General features: G+C 71.5%; 11 protein-coding genes. 6 read left to right on the top strand and 5 right to left on the bottom strand.

Annotated features, from left to right (window positions below; translation table 11 throughout):
• The 4 genes from BWR60_RS31055 to gcvA form a co-directional block, all read right to left on the bottom strand.
• The coding region (locus tag BWR60_RS31055) for a lytic transglycosylase domain-containing protein (protein ID WP_230983234.1) at positions 1–970 on the bottom strand (970 nt) is incomplete at its 3' end.
• 241 nt (positions 971–1,211) lie between these two features.
• Positions 1,212–3,695: a GNAT family N-acetyltransferase gene (locus BWR60_RS31050; RefSeq protein ID WP_088156335.1), complete on the bottom strand. Its 2,484-nt coding sequence runs from the start codon at positions 3,693–3,695 to the stop codon at positions 1,212–1,214.
• 150 nt (positions 3,696–3,845) lie between these two features.
• Positions 3,846–4,394 carry an inorganic diphosphatase gene (gene ppa / locus BWR60_RS31045; protein WP_088156333.1) on the bottom strand — a complete coding sequence of 183 codons (549 nt, stop codon included), beginning with the start codon at positions 4,392–4,394 and terminating at the stop codon, positions 3,846–3,848.
• Positions 4,395–4,545: 151 nt separating this feature from the next.
• Positions 4,546–5,463: a transcriptional regulator GcvA gene (gene gcvA / locus BWR60_RS31040; protein WP_088156331.1), complete on the bottom strand. Its 918-nt coding sequence runs from the start codon at positions 5,461–5,463 to the stop codon at positions 4,546–4,548.
• Positions 5,464–5,607: 144 nt separating this feature from the next.
• Here gcvA and BWR60_RS31035 point away from each other — a divergent pair, with 144 nt between their 5' ends.
• A complete protein-coding gene (locus BWR60_RS31035; RefSeq protein ID WP_088156329.1) occupies positions 5,608–6,810 on the top strand; it encodes an MFS transporter in 1,203 nt (400 codons plus the stop codon).
• On the opposite strand, the gene BWR60_RS31030 is transcribed toward BWR60_RS31035, so the two are convergent.
• Positions 6,807–9,092, bottom strand: a complete 2,286-nt coding sequence (locus tag BWR60_RS31030) for an NADP-dependent malic enzyme (RefSeq protein ID WP_088156327.1) — start codon at positions 9,090–9,092, stop codon at positions 6,807–6,809. The two genes, BWR60_RS31035 and BWR60_RS31030, sit on opposite strands and share 4 nt — an antisense overlap.
• A 643-nt stretch (positions 9,093–9,735) precedes the next feature.
• On the opposite strand from BWR60_RS31030, the gene BWR60_RS37365 reads away from it, so the two are divergent.
• From BWR60_RS37365 to BWR60_RS31010, 5 genes are all read left to right on the top strand, one after another.
• Complete coding sequence (locus BWR60_RS37365) at positions 9,736–9,897, top strand: hypothetical protein (protein ID WP_161790479.1); 162 nt, start codon at positions 9,736–9,738, stop codon at positions 9,895–9,897.
• A gap of 143 nt (positions 9,898–10,040) precedes the next feature.
• Entirely contained in the window at positions 10,041–10,541 is a 501-nt protein-coding gene (locus BWR60_RS31025) for a GNAT family N-acetyltransferase (RefSeq protein ID WP_088156325.1), read from the top strand.
• Positions 10,542–10,747: 206 nt separating this feature from the next.
• Positions 10,748–10,969 carry a GIY-YIG nuclease family protein gene (locus BWR60_RS31020; protein WP_230983233.1) on the top strand — a complete coding sequence of 74 codons (222 nt, stop codon included), beginning with the start codon at positions 10,748–10,750 and terminating at the stop codon, positions 10,967–10,969.
• A gap of 198 nt (positions 10,970–11,167) precedes the next feature.
• Complete coding sequence (gene mutS, locus BWR60_RS31015) at positions 11,168–13,795, top strand: DNA mismatch repair protein MutS (RefSeq protein ID WP_088156323.1); 2,628 nt, start codon at positions 11,168–11,170, stop codon at positions 13,793–13,795.
• Positions 13,796–13,803: 8 nt separating this feature from the next.
• Complete coding sequence (locus BWR60_RS31010; protein ID WP_230983232.1) at positions 13,804–16,722, top strand: [protein-PII] uridylyltransferase; 2,919 nt, start codon at positions 13,804–13,806, stop codon at positions 16,720–16,722.
• Positions 16,723–16,918 lie beyond the last annotated feature (196 nt).

The following is a 16,918-nucleotide window of genomic DNA, read 5'->3' as shown; positions in this document are numbered from 1 at the left end:
ACGCCGCCGCCCAGATCCAGCAGAAGGTGCCGGCGACGATCCGCATGGCCGATCCGCATGGCGCCGATCCCCGACGGATCCTCCACCCGCAACACCGTCGTGGTGGCGGCGGCGACCTGGGGATCGGGGCCATGCGCACCGGGGCCGGGGCGACCGGCCGGGCCGCCGGGGCGGCCGCGGCCACCTGGGTGGTGGCGCCGTCCGGGATCGGCTGCATCCGCACCACGCCGGGCTGCTGCACCACGCGGACCGGCGGCAGGGCCGAAGCGGTCACGGCGCTCGACCCGTCCGGGATCGGCTGCATCGCGGCGACCACCGTGGTGCCGCGGGTCGACGAGCCGTCGGGGATCGGCTGCATCGCGGCGACCACCGTGGTGTTGCGGGTCGACGAACCATCCGGGATCGGCTTCATCGCCGCCACCACGACGGTGTTGCGGGTGGAGGATCCGTCGGGGATCGGCGCCATGCGGATCGTCGCCGGCACCTTCTGCTGGATCTGGGCGGCGGCGTACTGGGTCATCCGGTCGGTATCGCCGTCGCGGCCCGGTTCGATGCCGGCGATCTGCGACCCGATGATGTCCATGTAGCGCCGCGTCTCGCGCGGCAGCGGCCGGCCTTCCTCGACATATTGGCGGTAGCGCTCCGGCCCGGCATTGTAGGCGCCGAGGAAGCCGGGCGACCCGTACAGGTCGTACATCTCGCGGAGATAGGCGGTGCCGGCCATGATGTTGTCGCGCGGGTCGTAGGCGTCGCCGCCCAGCCCGTGCACGTAGCGCAGCTCCTCATAGGTGCCGGGCATGACCTGCATCAGGCCCATGGCGCCGGCATGGCTGGTGATCGGCTGGCCGCCCTTCCAATGGGTCTGGCCACCGCTCTCCACCTGCATCACCGCGCGGATCCACTGCTCGGGGATGTTGAAGCGGCGCGAGGCGTCATGGATCTCGACCCCCCAGGGGCCGCTGGCAACCACGGGTCTCGGTTTCGGCGCCTCAGCGCAGGCGGCGAGCAGGCTCGCGAGCAAGGCCGTGGCCGCAACCGTCCTGGTCCAGCGGGTTGTCCCTGGCATCTTCCCCTCCATGCTCCCCCAAAACCAAAAGCCCGGCGGCGACGCCGCGGGCCTCAAAATTGACGCAGGCCCTTAACGTATACGGACAAGTGCTTCATTCAAAGAGGAAAAACGCAAACGCCAATCCCCCTCAGCGGCGCCTTTCCTAGGCAGGATGCTGACTGAGAGCGGGCAATCCGTCGAGCGAAATCGTCACATGAATGATGCCGGGCTCGTCCGGCACGTCCTCGCGCGCGAATCCCAGCTCCCCGGCCATGCGCAGCATGGTCACGTTCTCCCGCAGCACCTCGCCGAAGATCCGTTTCAGGCCACGGCTGCGGGCATAATCGATGATCTCAGTCATCAGCCGGTGGCCCAGGCCCAGCCCCTTGAGGTCGGAGCGCACCATGATGCCGTATTCGGCGGTCTCGCCGTCCGGATCGGCGATGATGCGCACGGCGCCCAGGATCACCCGCTGCCCGTCTTCCTCGGCCTCGGCCGCCAGCGCCATCTCGCGGTCGTAGTCGATCTGGGTCAGCCGGGCGGCGAATTCGTGGCTGAAGCTGCGCATGGCGCTGAAGAAGCGCAGCCGCACATCGTCCGGGCTGGACCGCTGCAGCATCTCGCGGATCGCCGGCTCGTCCTCCGGCCGTACCGGCCGCAGCGTGACCTCGCGCCCGTCGCGCAGCGTCAGCTGCTGCACCAGCCGCTGCGGATAGGGCCGAATGGCGAAGCGCGGCGTGCCGAGCGGCAGTGGCGGCCGCACCCGGATCGCGGCACCGAGGGCCAGCACCCCGCCGGCGCCGGCCAGCAGCGGGTTGATCCGCAGCGCCGTCACCTCCGACAGGTCGGCGGCCAGCTGCGACAGCTTGACCAGGGCCAGCGTCACGGCGTCCAGGTCGGCCGGCGGCCGGCCGCGATAGCCCTGCAGCAGCCGCCACATCCGGGCGCGCATCATCAGGTCGCGCGCCAGCACCGCGTTCAGCGGCGGCAGGGCGGCGACGCCGTCATGCAGCAGCTCGGCCGCGGCGCCACCCTGGCCGAACAGCAGCACCGGGCCGAACAGCGGGTCGTCGTCGATGCCCAGCACCAGCGGATGCGCCTCGGGCGGCGGGGCGGCGCCCTCGGGCGCCAGCGGGATGCGATAGGCCTCCAGCACCGAACGCGCCTCGGCCGGGGCCAGCTGGTCCCGGCCTTCGGCCAGTGCTGCCGCGATCACGGCTTGTGCGGCCGCGGCATCCGGCTCGAACTCCTCCGGCAGGGCCGGCGGCGTCTGCATCAGCAGGATCTGGTTCCGGCGGTGCCGGGCCAGATGCATGAAGGCGCGCGCCGCCTGGCCCGGCGTGTCATAGGCGGGGATGTGCGCCTCGGCGAACAGGCGTCCGGCCTCGGCGCCGGCGCCCAGCCAGCTGGCCAGCACCGGCGGGCGCCGGCCGTCGCGCTTCGCCGCCGCGGCGACGGTGTCGACCACCGCCCGCGCGGCCTCGACCGGGTCGGCGATCGCGCTCGGGCCGTTCACCACCAGCACCGCGTCGCGGCCGGGATCGGCCAGCAGCGCCTCCAGCGACCGCGCGAAGCGGTCGGCCGGCGCCGCGTCGCCCAGGTCGATCGGGCCTGGGGATGCGGTGGCGGCCGCGCCCTTCGGCAGCACCGTCTGCAGCCGCACCATCGTCGCCTGCGCCGGCACGGCCACGGCGCCTCCGGCCTCGGCCAGCGCTTCCGCCGCCAGCAGGCCGAGGCCGGCGCCGTTGGTCAGGATCGCCAGCCGCTCGCCGCCCACCTTCAGCCCGCTGGCCAGGGTCTCGACCGAATCGAACAACTCGGCCAGGTCGAACACCCGCAGCATGCCGGCGCGGCGGAAGGCGGCGTCGTAGACGGCATCCGGGCCGATCAGCCCGTCGGCGTCGCCGGCCCCGGGGGCGCCGCGGCCGGGCCGGATCACCACCGCCAGCTTGGTGCGCGCGGCGCCGCGCGCGGCCGACATGAATTTGCGGGCGTGGCTGATGGTCTCGACATGCAGCAGCACCGCGCGGGTGCGGGCGTCGGCGGCCAGCCAGTCCAGCATGTCGCCGAAATCGACATCGGCCTTGCCGCCCAGCGAGACGACGTGGCTGAAGCCGATGCCGCGCCGTGTCGCCCGGTCCAGCACCGCCGCGGCGACGGCCCCGGACTGGCTGACGAAGGCGAGGTCGCCGGCAAGCGGCGCGACATGGCCCAGGCTGGCATTGACGCCGTGATGCGGCACCATCAGGCCGAAGCCGTCGGGGCCGAGGATGCGCAGCAGATGCGGCCGCGCCGCGTCCAGCATCGCCTGGCGCCGGGCGGCCTCCGTCGCCGCAGCCGCCGGCGGGCGGTCGGTGCCGACGATGGCGACGGCGCGGGTGCCGCGGCCGCCCAGCTCGGCGATCAGCCCCGGCAGCGTCTCCGGCGGCGCGGCGATCACCGCCAGGTCCGGCGCCATCGGCAGGGCGGAGACGGAGGGGTAGGCGAGGGCACTGCCGACCGAGCGGGCGCCCTGGGTGACCGGCATCACCGGGCCGTCGAAGCCCCCGGCGAACAGGTTGCGGGCCAGTACGGCGCCGACCGGGCCGTCGGCGATCAGGGCGATCGAGGCCGGCCGGAACAGGGCGTCAAGGTTTCGCACCGACATCGCAGGCTCCCGCCGGACACCACCGCCCCAGGGTGGCGGACGGGAGGTCCGGGCTCAAGCGGGGATGTCACCCATCCCTCACCGTCATTGCTTCGCTACGCTCGCAATGACGATATCGGGAGTTCTGAAAGGCCGTGCCAGGCCGGCGGACTACTCCGCGGCGTTCTTCTTGTCGGCCTTGGCGCGCTCGATGCCCTCGACGATCATCTCCGCCGCCCGCTGCGGGCCGTCCCAGCCCATGATGCGGACCCACTTGCCCTTCTCCAAATCCTTGTAGTGGGCGAAGAAATGGGCGATCTGGTCGCGCAGGATCTCCTGCAAATCCTCGTAGCTCTGCACCTTGTTGTAATAGGGGTGCAGCTTCGACACCGGCACCGCCAGGATCTTCTCGTCCTGGCCGGCCTCGTCCTCCATCAGCAGCACGCCGACCGGACGGGCGCGCAGCACGGCGCCGGGCATCACCGGCTCGCGGCCGACGACGATGACGTCGACCGGGTCGCCGTCGCCCGACAGCGTGTGCGGCACGAAGCCGTAATTGCCCGGATAGGCCATCGCCGTGTGCAGGAAGCGGTCGACGAACATGGCGCCCGATTCCTTGTCGAGCTCGTACTTCACCGGCACCCCGCCCATGGGGTTCTCGATGATGACGTTGACGTCGAAGGGCGGGTTCACCCCGACCGCGATCTTGCTGATATCCATGTCGGCCCTGGTCTGTGGTCCTCGAGGGTTCCGGGCGCGGACCATAATGCGGAGCGAGCCCGACGGCTAGTGCCGAGCCATTCCCTCTCCGCGACTCGCCCCGTCGTTTTTGTGCGGTGCAGCAGCGATCTTACGCCGAAGCGCCGCCGCATCAAGGCCGAGCGGCTGTTTCTCCGCGCTCTTCCAGCCAGGCGCAGAAGGCTTCGGCGACGGGATCGCCAGCCTGCGACTCCGGCCGATAGGCGTGATAGGCCCGGCTCGGCAGGCTGACATCCGGAAAGGGCGTGACCAGGCGTCCCGCCGCGACATCGGCGGCGATCAGCGCCGAGGGGCCCATGGCCACGCCGAGGCCGTCCAGCGCCGCCTGGAGCGTCAGGTAGAAGTGATCGAAGGTCAGCGAGGCCGCCGGCTCCAGCCCGGGCGCCCCTGCCGCCGCGAGCCAGCCGGCCCAGATCCTGGGCAGGCTGGAGGCGTGCAGCAGCGTGTGGTGCCGCAGATCCGGGACCTCGGCGAGCGGCAGCCGGTCCAGCAGGGCCGGGCTGCAGGCCGGCAGGCGCCGCTCGGTCAGGAACTGCCGCGCGGTGAAGCCGTAGAAGGTGTCGGGCCCGCCGCGGATCACCACGTCATAGGGTTCGCGCAGGGCGTCGACCGGTTCGTTCGAGGTGGTGAGGCGGACCTCGATCTCCGGGTGGCGGTCGCGGAAGCCGGCCAGGCGCGGCAGCAGCCAGCGCAGGCTGAACGTGGCCAGCGCGTTGACCCGCAGCACCGCCGGGGCCGGCGCGCCGCGGCGGGCCCGGTGCCGCTCGGCGGCGGCGGCGAGGCGGTCGAGGGCCGCGCCGGTGTCGGCGAGCAGCGCGGCGCCGGTCGGGGTCAGGACGACGCGCCGGTTGAGCCGCCGGAACAGGCCGGGCGGGCCCAGCCAGTCCTCCAGCAGGCGGACATGCCGGCTGATCGCCCCATGGGTGACGCCGAGCTCCGCCGCGGCGTCGCGGAAGCTGCCGTGCCGGGCGGCGGCCTCGAAGGCGCGGAGGGCGTTCAGCGGCGGCAGGCGGCGACGGCCGGTCGGCATGTCACTGGTCAGATTTGTTGACGCGAAAACGCAGGATTACTCATTTGTCGTCGTCATGGAAACGTCACATCCTCTCCGGTGAACCGAAACTCCTGCGGATGGAGCGAGGCCCGATGGTCTCGTGGAGAGGTGCCGTTGCGTTCCGTGAGCTTTTCTGACCAGGCGCTTCGCGATCCGGCCCCTTCCGGCCGGGCCCGGCGGACGCTCGCCGTCGCCGGCGTGGCCCATGCCCTGCACGACGGCTATACCGACCTGATCTATGTCCTGCTGCCGGTCTGGCAGGCCGAATTCGCCCTGGGCTACGGCGCGCTGGCGCTGCTGCGCGGGCTCTATGCCGGGGCGATGGCCGTGCTCCAGGTGCCCGCCACCCGGCTGGCCGAGCGGATCGGCGGCCGCGCCGTCCTCGCCCTCGGCACCGCCGTCGCCGGTCTGGGCTATGCCCTGGCAGGCTGGTCCGGCGGCCTGCTCGGCCTCGGCGCAGCGCTGGCGATCTCAGGCGCCGGGTCCGCCACCCAGCACCCGATCGCCTCGGCGGCGGTGTCCCGCGCCTATGGCGCCGCGGCGCGCGGGCCGCTCGGCACCTACAACTTCACCGGCGACCTCGGCAAGGCGGCGATCCCCGCGCTGGTCTCGCTGCTGCTCGCCGTCATGCCCTGGCGCCCGTCGCTCTGGCTCCTGGCCGGGCTCGGGCTGGCCGTCGCCGCCGCGGTGGCGCTGTGGCTGCCTCCGATCGGCCGGGCCGAGGCCGGTCCGGGCCGGCAGGGGCCCGCGGGCCGCGGCCGCGGCGGCTTCGGGCTCCTGTTCGCCATCGGCATGCTCGACACCGGGGTGCGCATGGGCCTGCTGACCTTCCTGCCGTTCCTGCTGCAGGCGAAGGGGGCGTCGCTGCCGACGGTCGGGCTGGCCCTCTCCCTGGTGTTCCTGGGCGGCGCCGCGGGCAAGTTCGCCTGCGGCTGGCTCGGCGTCCGCGTCGGGTTGCTGCGGACCGTGCTCTTGACCGAGGGCGGGACCGCCGTCGGCATCGCCGCGGTCCTGGCCCTGCCGCTGCTCCCGGCGCTGCTGCTGCTGCCGCTGCTGGGGCTGATGCTCAACGGCACGTCGTCGGTGCTGTACGGCACGGTACCGGAACTGGCGCCGCCGCACCGGGTGGAACGGGCCTTCGCCCTGTTCTACACCGGCGTCATCGGCTCCGGCGCCGTGTCGCCCGTGGCCTATGGCCTGCTCGGCGACGCGGTGGGGCCGCTCTGGGCCACCGCGGCGACAGCGGTGACGGCGCTCGCCACCGTCCCGCTCGCCTTCGCCCTGGCGCCGCGGCTCTCGCCCGAGCGCCGCGGGCAGCCGTCCTAGCGGCGCTGCGCCAGGGCGTCGTAGGCGGCCAAGGCCGCCGCGGTGACGATCTCGTTCACCGTCGCGCCCATCTGCACCACCTGCGCCGGCTTCTCCAGCCCGCACAGCAGCGGGCCGATCAGGGAGGCGCCGGCCAGCTTCTGGATCATCTTGGCGCCGATATTGGCCGCGTTCAGCGCCGGCATGATCAAGAGGTTGGCCGGGCCGGACAGGCGGGCGAAGGGGTACAGCCGCTTCATCAGCGCATAGTCCAGCGCCACCTCGGCGGTCATCTCGCCATCATATTCGAAATCGACCCCGCCGGCCTTGGCCCGGGCATCCATGATCGTCACCGCGTCGCGGATGCGCTGGGTGAACTCGCGCATCGGCTGGCCGAAATTGGAGGAGGAGACGAAGGCCAGCCGCGGCTCGTGCCCCAGCGCCCGGGCCTTGGCCGCGGCCTGCAGGGCGATGTCGACCAGCAGCTCCGGGTCCGGCCGCTCATGCACCGTGGTGTCGGCGATCAGCACCGTGCCGCCGCGCACCGTCAGCATCGACAGGCCGAAGGGCACATGGTCGGGCGCCGGGTCGAGGACGCGGGTGATCTCCTCGAAGCAGGTGGTGAAGTTGCGGGTCAGGCCGGTGACCATGGCATCGGCGTCGCCGTTCGCGACCATGCAGGCGGCGAAGATGTTGCGACCCTGGTTGACCATGCGCGCCACGTCGCGCTGCAGCAGGCCCTGGCGCTGCAGCCGGCCGTAGACGAAGTCGATATACCGCTCATTGTGCCGCGACAGCCGGGCGTTGTGGATCTCCAGCTCCGCCACCGTCGCCTCGGGCAGGCCGATCCGGGCCATGGTCTCGCGCACCCGCTCCTCGCGGCCGATCAGGATCGGCGTGCCGTAGCCCTGGGCGCGGAAGGCGATGGCGGCGCGGATCGTCCGCTCCTCCTCGCCCTCGGCGAAGACCACGCGGGTCTCGGCCGACGCCACCTTGTCGAAGATCAGCTGCAGCTTGTCCGCGGTCGGGTCCAGGCGGCGGCGCAGGCTCTGGCGATAGGCGGCGACGTCGGTGATCGGCTTGCGCGCCACGCCTGATTCCATCGCCGCCTGGGCCACGGCCAGCGGCACCTCCTCGATCAGCCGTGGGTCGAACGGCACCGGGATGATGTATTCCGGGCCGTAGCGCAGCCGGCGGCCGGAATAGGCGCTGTCGACCTCGTCCGGCACGTCCTGCCGCGCCAGCCGCGCCAGGGCGTGGGCCGCGGCCAGCTTCATCGCCTCGTTGATGGTGCGGGCGCGGACGTCCAGCGCGCCGCGGAAGATGTAGGGGAAGCCGAGGACGTTGTTGATCTGGTTCGGATAGTCCGACCGGCCGGTGGCGATGATCGCATCCTTGCGCACGGCACGGACCTCGTCCGGCGCGATCTCCGGGTCCGGGTTGGCCAGGGCGAAGATGATGGGCTTGTCGGCCATCGACTTCACCATCTCCTGGGTCATGGCGCCCTTGACCGACAGGCCGATGAAGACGTCGGCGCCCTTGACCGCATCCGCCAGCGTCCGGTGCGGCGTGTCGACGGCATGCGCCGCCTTCCACTGGTTCATGCCCTCGGTGCGGCCCTGGTACACAACACCCTTGCTGTCGCACAGGATGATGTTCTGCGCCGGCACGCCCAGCGACTTGAACAGCTCGACCGAGGCGATGGCCGCGGCACCGGCGCCGTTCAGCACCATGCGCACGTCGCCGATGGCGCGGCCGGTCAGCTCCAGCGCGTTGATCAGCCCGGCGGCGGCGATGATCGCCGTGCCGTGCTGGTCGTCATGGAACACGGGGATGTCCAGGAGCTCGCGCAGTCGCGCCTCGATCACGAAGCAGTCCGGCGCCTTGATGTCCTCCAGGTTGATGCCGCCGAAGGACGGGCCCAGGAAGCGCACGCAGTTGACGAACTCGTCGACGTCGCGGGTGTCGACCTCGAGGTCGAAGCCGTCGACATCGGCGAAGCGCTTGAACAGGACGGCCTTGCCCTCCATCACCGGCTTGCTGGCCAGGGCGCCGAGATCGCCCAGGCCCAGCACCGCGGTGCCGTTCGAGATCACGGCCACGACATTGCCCTTGGCCGTGTAGTCGTAGGCCGTGGCCGGGTCGGCATGGATCCTGAGGCAGGGCGCGGCGACACCCGGGGAATAGGCCAGCGACAGGTCGCGCTGGGTGGTCAGCGGCTTGGTCGCGCTGATCTCCAGCTTGCCGGGGCGGCCCTGGGCGTGCAGGGCGAGGGCATCGTCGTCGAGCGAGGTCTTGGTCATTGTTTTCCGGCGGCGCAGCGGGGCGGGCGGAATAATGGACCCTTCGCCGGGACGGACCGTCAAGCCCCTCTGGCAAGACCCTTTCGGAATTCCCCAGCCGTCATTGCGAGCGCAGCGAATCCATCCAGGGGCCGGTGCGCACCGGTCCCTGGATGGATTCGTCGACTTCGCCTCCTCGCAATGACGACAGGAAGCGGATCTCCTGAAGGCCGCGCTGACTGTCCGACTGTGGCTTCGGTGCAACGCCGCGCCATCTTCGCGCGACCCCTTGAAAAGCCGCTTGCGCAGCGCAACGGCGATCCCGTACTCCTTGGGACCACTCCAATTCCAGGGAGGATCGTGCAATGACCTTCGCTTACAACCTCCGCGGCATGGCCGCCTGAGCGTCTGCACGATCAGTTCTCGTCGACTCACGACCTGACATTTTCCCTGCGCTGACCTGATCGCTGCCGACACGCCGGACGACCCTCACGGGCCGCCTCCGACGACTCCGCATCCGATCGGCCCTTCAACCATCCACCCCATTCCGCCCGGCATCCCGCCTGGCGGAGTCGCCCCGTCCGACCCCCATCGGCCCGACCCCATCGGCTTGACCGTTGTCGGCCGGACGGTTTTCCCACCTCCAGATCTGTTGGAGATCATCATGCACATCTCGACCGAGAAGCGTGCCTTCCGCCCGTCCCTGTCGCTCGTCGTCGTCGCGTTCGCGGAGCTGGGTCGTGTCCTCGTGACGCCGCGCCGGAAACCCCGCGATACCGACTCGCTGAGCGAGCATCTGAGACGCGACGTCGGGCTACGATCTTGATACGGGCGCGGGGCGGGGCCTTCGGGTTCCGCTCCGCCGCCTCCCGTCCTTAGATCGACCGCCGTCCATTCGCCTCGGGCCGGGCGCGACCGCACGTCGCCGCCCGGGCAGCGGGGCATCCGACGTTGGATAGGACTATAATCATGTACGCATATCGTGCGCCGCCGCAGCCGGCCGCGCCCGCGGTGCGGCTTGTTCCCCTGGTCACCGCGCAGGACCGGGCCGTGTTCGGCTCGCTCCGCGTTGCGCCGGGCCAGGCGGGATTCGTCGCCGCCAATGCGGACTCCATCGCCGAAGCCGACGACTCGCCCTGGTGCGTGCCGCTCGGCGTCTGCGACGCCGCGCATGGCGGGCCGGTCGGCTTCGTCATGCATGCGCTGGACCCGCAGGACGGCCATCGCTGGATCTACCGGCTGATGATCGACGCCCGCTACCAGGGCCGCGGCTTCGGCCGCTCCGCCCTGCGGGCGACGCTGGGCATCCTCGACCGGCTGCCCCGCAGCGAACGGGTGCTGCTGGGCGTGATGCCCGACAACGCCGCCGCCCGCCGGCTCTACGCCTCCGAGGGCTTCGTCGAGACCGGCGAGACCCTGGGCGACGAGCTGGTGCTGCAGCGCGCCCTGCACCGAGTCGAGGCCGCCTGACCGGCGGCCTCGACTTCGTTTCCCCCGATGAGCCCTATTTGCATTTCCAAAACCGTCATTGCGAGCGCAGCGAAGCAATCCAGGGGCCGGTGCGCACCGGCCCCTGGATTGCTTCGTCGGCTTCGCCTCCTCGCAATGACGGTTTGGGAGTGAGCCAATCCCTCGCCATTGCGTCGTTGCGTTCGCAATGACAGGCTTCCAGCCTGATGCAGCCCTTCGTCTACATCGTGGCGAACAAACGCAACGGGACCCTCTATGTCGGCGTGACATCCAATCTGCCGCGCCGGGCGTACGAGCATCGGACAGGGACCGTCGAGGGCTTCTCCTCCCGACACGGCTGCAAGCTTCTGGTCTGGTGTGAGCCGCACGACTCGATGCGATTGCGCGCGAGAAGCAGATCAAGGGCGGGTCGCGGCGGGCCAAGCTGACTTTGATCGAGACGATGAATCCGAACTGGCGGGATCTCTACGCAGATCTGGCCTGAACCCCGCCGTCGGCGCAACCGCGTTCCGGCTTCGTCCCTCGCGTGCTAGGGTCCGCGCTTCGCCGATCCGATCCCGTTTGCCGTGCCGACAGCCTTGCCCGACAGCAGCTCCCCCGCGACGACCGACAGCCCCGTCACGCCGATGATGGCGCAGTATCTGGAGGCCAAGGCGGCCCATCCGGACTGCCTGCTGTTCTTCCGCATGGGCGATTTCTACGAGATGTTCTTCGACGACGCGGTCAAGGCCGCGGCGGCGCTCGACATCGCCCTGACCAAGCGCGGCCAGCACCAGGGCGAGGACATCCCGATGGCCGGGGTGCCGGCCCACAGCCACGAGGCCTATCTGGCCCGGCTGATCCGCCAGGGCTTCCGCGTCGCGCTGTGCGACCAGACCGAGAGCCCGGAGGATGCCAGGAAGCGGTCCGGCAAGACCCTGGTGCGGCGCGAAGTGGTGCGCATCGTCACCCCCGGCACGGTCACCGAGGACGGGCTCCTGGAGCCGCGCGCGGCGAATCACCTGGTGGCGCTGGCCGATGTCGCCGGCACGCTGGCCATCGCCGCGGTCGACATCTCCTCCGGCGAGCTGGTGACCGAGCCGACGGCGCCCGACCGGCTGGCCGCGGCCCTGGCCCGCTTCGACCCCAGCGAGATCCTGCTGCCCGAGCGGGTGCTGCAGAACCCGGATCTGTTCGAGCTGCTCGGCGAATGGAAGATGCGGCTGACGCCGCAGCCCAGCGCCCGCTTCGACAGCGAGAACGGCCGCCGGCGGCTGCAGGATTTGTTCCATGTCGGCACGCTCGACGCCTTCGGCCACTTCGAGCGGGCCGAGGTCGCGGCCGCCGGCGCCCTGGTCGACTACATCCAGCTGACCCAGAAGGCGCTGCCGCGGCTGTCGCCGCCGCGCCGCCTGCCGCGCGGCGCGGTGATGGAGATCGACGTCGCCACCCGCCGCAATCTGGAGCTGACCCGGACCCTGTCGGGCGACCGCCGCGGCAGCCTCCTGGCCGCGATCGACCGCACCGTCACCGGCCCCGGCGCCCGGATGCTGGCGAGCCATCTGGCGGCGCCGCTGACCGACCCCGAGGCGGTGGCCGAGCGGCTCGACGCCGTCCAGGCGCTGGTCGAGGACGGCCGGTTGCGTGACGACCTGCGCGCCCTCTTGCGCGCCTGCCCGGATGCGGAGCGGGCGCTGACCCGGCTCGGCCTCGGCCGTGGCGGCGCGCGCGACCTGGCGGCGATCCGCGACGCGCTGCGCCAGGGCGGGGCCCTGCGCGAAAGGCTGGGCGCGCCGCGCTTCCTCGACCTGCCGCCGCTCCTGTCCCGCGCCGCTTCCGAGCTGGGCGAGCATGACGCGCTGGTCGACCGGCTGGCCCGGGCGCTGGCCGAGGAGCTGCCGCTGCTGATCCGCGACGGCGGCTTCATCGCCCCGGGCTATCTGCCGGAACTGGACGAGGTCCGCACCCTGCGCGACGAATCCCGCCGGCTGATCGCGGCGCTGCAGCAGCGCTACGCCGACGAGACGAAGATCTCGACGCTGCGGATCCGCCATAACAACGTCATCGGCTATCACATCGAGGTCTCGGCCAACCAGTCGGACAAGCTGCTGCAGCCGCCGCATGCCGGCACCTTCATCCATCGCCAGACCATGGCCTCGGCGATGCGCTTCACCACGGTGGAGCTGAGCACGCTGGAACGGTCGATCGCCGAGGCGGCGGACAAGGCGCTGGCGCTGGAGCTGCGGCTGTTCGCCGACCTGGTGGCCGAGGTCACCGGCCGGGCCGAGGCGATCTCCGGCGCCGTCCGCGCCTTGGCTGGCTTCGACGTGGCCGCCAGCCAGGCCGAGCTGGCGGTCGAGCGGCGCTACTGCCGCCCGAAGGTGACCGGCGACACCGGCTTCCGCATCAAGGGCGGCCGCCATCCGGTGGTCGAGATCGCCCTGGCCGAGGCCCAGGCCGGGCCCTTCGTCGGCAATGACTGCGACCTGTCTGACGAGCGCCGGCTGTGGCTGCTGACCGGTCCGAACATGGCCGGTAAGTCGACCTTCCTGCGCCAGAACGCGCTGATCGCGGTCTTGGCCCAGATGGGCGGCTTCGTGCCGGCGGAGGAGGCCGAGATCGGCGTGGTCGACCGGCTGTTCAGCCGCGTCGGCGCGGCGGACGACCTGGCCCGTGGCCATTCCACCTTCATGGTCGAGATGGTGGAGACGGCGGCGATCCTGAACCAGGCCGGCCCGCGGGCGCTGGTCATCCTGGACGAGATCGGCCGCGGCACCGCCACCTTCGACGGCCTGTCGATCGCCTGGGCCTGCGTCGAGCACCTGCACGAGACCACGCGCTGCCGCGCCCTGTTCGCCACCCATTACCATGAGCTGACGGCGCTGCAGGCGCGGCTGAAGCGCCTCGCATGCCACACCATGCGGGTGAAGGAGTGGCAGGGCGACATCGTCTTCCTGCACGAGGTCGCGCCGGGCACGGCCGACCGCTCCTACGGCATCCATGTCGCCCGGCTGGCCGGGCTGCCCGCCGCCGTGGTCGGCCGGGCGCAGGAGGTGCTGGAGGCGCTGGAGGCGGGCAAGGAGGGCCGCAGCGTCGCCCGGCTGGTCGACGACCTGCCGCTGTTCTCGGCCGCGGCGGCGCGGCCGGTCGCGGTGGCGGAGGCGCCTGCCGGCCCGTCCGAGCTCGAGACCGCGATCGCCGGGCTCGACCCCGATGCGATGACCCCGCGCGAAGCGCTCGAACGGTTGTATGCTCTGAAGGCCTTGCTCATTTAAGACAAATCATGCCCGACGAGACCGCATCGCCCATTGGCGCCCGTCCCGGCCTCCGGGGCCGCCTCCGCCGCCTGCTGCCCTATGGCGCCGCCGCCGCGGCGCCGGCGTCCATGGCTCCGGTGCTGGCCGAGACCTGGCATGGCCAGACCATCCAGGCGCCGCTCGACATCGTCGACCCGGCGGCGCTGGAGCGGCGGCTGAACGGGGCGGCGGACAAGGGCGACGCGCAGGGGCAGCGGGCCGAGATCCTGGCGGCGCTGCGCGAGACGCTGGCGGCCGGACGCGCCGTGATCCGCCGCCGCTTCGTCGAGGAGGTGGGGACGGCCGATGCCTGCGTCGCCGAATCCGCCTATCTGATGGATGTGCTGATCGGCGGGCTGGCCTCACTGACCGTGTCGCGGCTGTTCCCGGTGTCGAACCCGACGGTGGGCGAGCGCTTCGCCGTCGCCGCGGTCGGCGGCTACGGCCGCGGCGAGCTGGCGCCCTTCTCCGACATCGACCTCCTGTTCCTGCTGCCCTACAAGCGCAACCCGCGGGTCGAGCAGGTGGTGGAGTACATGCTCTACCTGCTGTGGGACCTCGGGCTGAAGGTCGGCCACTCCGTGCGCTCGGTCGATGACAGCCTGCGCCTGGCCCGCAGCGACACCACCATCTGCACCAGCCTGATGGAGACGCGGCTCTTGTGGGGCGAGCCTTCGCTCTACGACACGCTGCGCCGCCGCTTCGTCGAGGAGGTGGCGGCCGGCACCGGCGCCGCCTTCACCGAGGCCAAGCTGGCCGAGCGCGACGCCCGCCACCGCCGCATGGGCGACAGCCGCTATGTGCTGGAGCCCAATGTGAAGGAGGGCAAGGGCGGCCTGCGCGACCTGCAGACGCTGTTCTGGATCGGCAAGTACCTCTACCAGGTCGACGACGTCGACGGCCTGGTCGCCAAGGGCGTGCTGACGACGGAGGAGGCGCGGCGCTTCCGCCGGTCGGAAAGCTTCCTCCTCGCGGTGCGCTGCCACCTGCACTATTTGACCGGCCGGGCCGAGGACCGCCTGACCTTCGACCTGCAGCCGGAGCTGGCGCGCGTCGCCGGCTACACCGACCATGCCGGCGCCAAGGGCGTCGAGCGGCTGATGAAGCACTATTTCCTGGTGGCCAAGGAGGTCGGCAACCTGACCCGCATCTTCTGCGCGGCGCTGGAGGCGGAAAGCCAGCGCCGGCCGAAGCGGGGCCTGGCCTTCCTGGGCTTCGCGGCGCCGCTGGTCGACGGGCTGCCGCTGGACGGCGACCGCGTCAGCCTGGCCGGCGAGAAGCAGATCCGCGAGCATCCGGTCGACATCATCCGGCTGTTCCGGGTGGCGCAGGCGCGCGACCTCGACATCCATCCGGCGGCGCTGAAGCTGATCACCCGCAACATCGACCTGATCGCGGGGCTGCGCGACGACCCGGAGGCGAACCGCATCTTCCTGGAGATCCTGACGGCGGAGCAGGATCCCGAGATCCCGCTGCGGCGGATGAACGAGGCCGGCGTGCTGGGCCGCTTCGTGCCGGATTTCGGCCGGGTCGTGGCCCAGATGCAGTACGACATGTACCACACCTACACGGTGGACGAGCACACGCTGTTCGCGCTCGGCATCCTGCACAAGATCGAGACCGGCGAGGCGGCAGAGACGCTGCCGCTGGCCACCCAGGTGATGCGCAAGACCGGGTCGCGCCGGGCGCTCTACGTCGCGCTCCTGTGCCACGACATCGCCAAGGGCCGCGGCGGCGACCATTCGATCCTGGGCGCGCGGGTGGTGCGCAAGCTGGGGCCGCGCTTCGGCCTGACGCCGGAGGAGACCGAGACGGCGCAGTGGCTGGTGCGCTGGCACCTGCTGCTCAGCGACACCGCCTTCAAGCGCGACATCGAGGACGAGAAGACGGTGCAGGACTTCGCCGCGGCGGTGGAGAGCCCGGAGCGGCTGCGCCTGCTGCTGATGCTGACCGCGGCCGATATCAGCGCCGTCGGCCCCGGCCGCTGGACCGCCTGGAAGGCGACGCTGATGGCCGAGCTGTATCACCGCGCCGATGAGCGCCTGTCCGGCGCCGACGAGGCGGTCGGGGTCGAGCATCGGGTCGACCAGGCCAAGGACCTGCTGCGCCAGGCGCTGGCGGACTGGCCGCCGGCCGCGGTCGAGGCCTATCTCGGCAAGGCCAGCCGCGCCTACTGGCTGGCCTTCGATGGCGCCACCCAGGCCCGCCACGCCCGGCTGGTGCGCGCGGCGGAGGCGGAGGGCGAGCCGCTGGCGATCGACATCCAGGTCGACCAGAAGCGCACGGTGGCCGAGCTGACCATCCACACCGCCGACCATCCCGGCCTGTTCTCGCGCCTGGCCGGCGCCATCGCCGTCTCCGGCGGCACCATCGTCGAGGCCAAGATCTTCACCTTCGCCGACGGCATGGCGCTTGACACCTTCCTGGTGCAGGACGCGGTCGAGGGCGGCGCCTTCGACGCGCCGGAGAAGCTGGCCCGGGTCAAGGTCTCGATCGAGCGCAGCCTGTCCGGCGAGATGAAGATGTCGGCGGAGCTGGAGCGGCGGCACCGCAGCTATCCGCGCCTCCATTCGGTGTCGATCGCGCCGCGCGTGCTGGTCGACAACGAGGCCAGCCGCACCCACACGGTGATCGAGCTGAACGGCCGCGACCGGCCGGGCCTGCTGCACGCTATGGGCCGGGCTCTGACCGGGCTGGGGCTGCAGATCTCCTCGGCCAAGATCTCGACCTTCGGCGCCCGCGCCGTCGACGTGTTCTACGTCAAGGACGTGTTCGGGCTGAAGGTGACGCACGAGGCCAAGCTGGCGCAGATCCGCAGCACATTGGCTGAGGTGCTGGCCGACCCGGTGGCCAAGCCTCTGGCCGCCCCCAAGCGCCGTCCCCGCGCCCGCCGGTCCGCGGCATGACAGCGGTTCTGGATCTCTGTCTCCCAACCTTCCTGAGTCCCCCCTCCCCTTGCGGGAGGGGGTTAGGGGGAGGGGGGTTTGTCAGCCCGAGCCAGCGGCAGGCCACGGCAAGTCTCTGCGGAAAGACCCTCGCCTTCGCGCGCGGACGCGCGCAGACCCCTCCCCCTACCCCCCTCCCGCAAGGGGAGGGGGGACC

This window comes from Inquilinus limosus, from assembly GCF_002195995.1.
GTDB lineage: Bacteria > Pseudomonadota > Alphaproteobacteria > DSM-16000 > Inquilinaceae > Inquilinus > Inquilinus limosus_C.
Note: the sequence above shows the minus strand (reverse complement) of the source record. Positions and strands in the feature narration are given on the sequence as shown.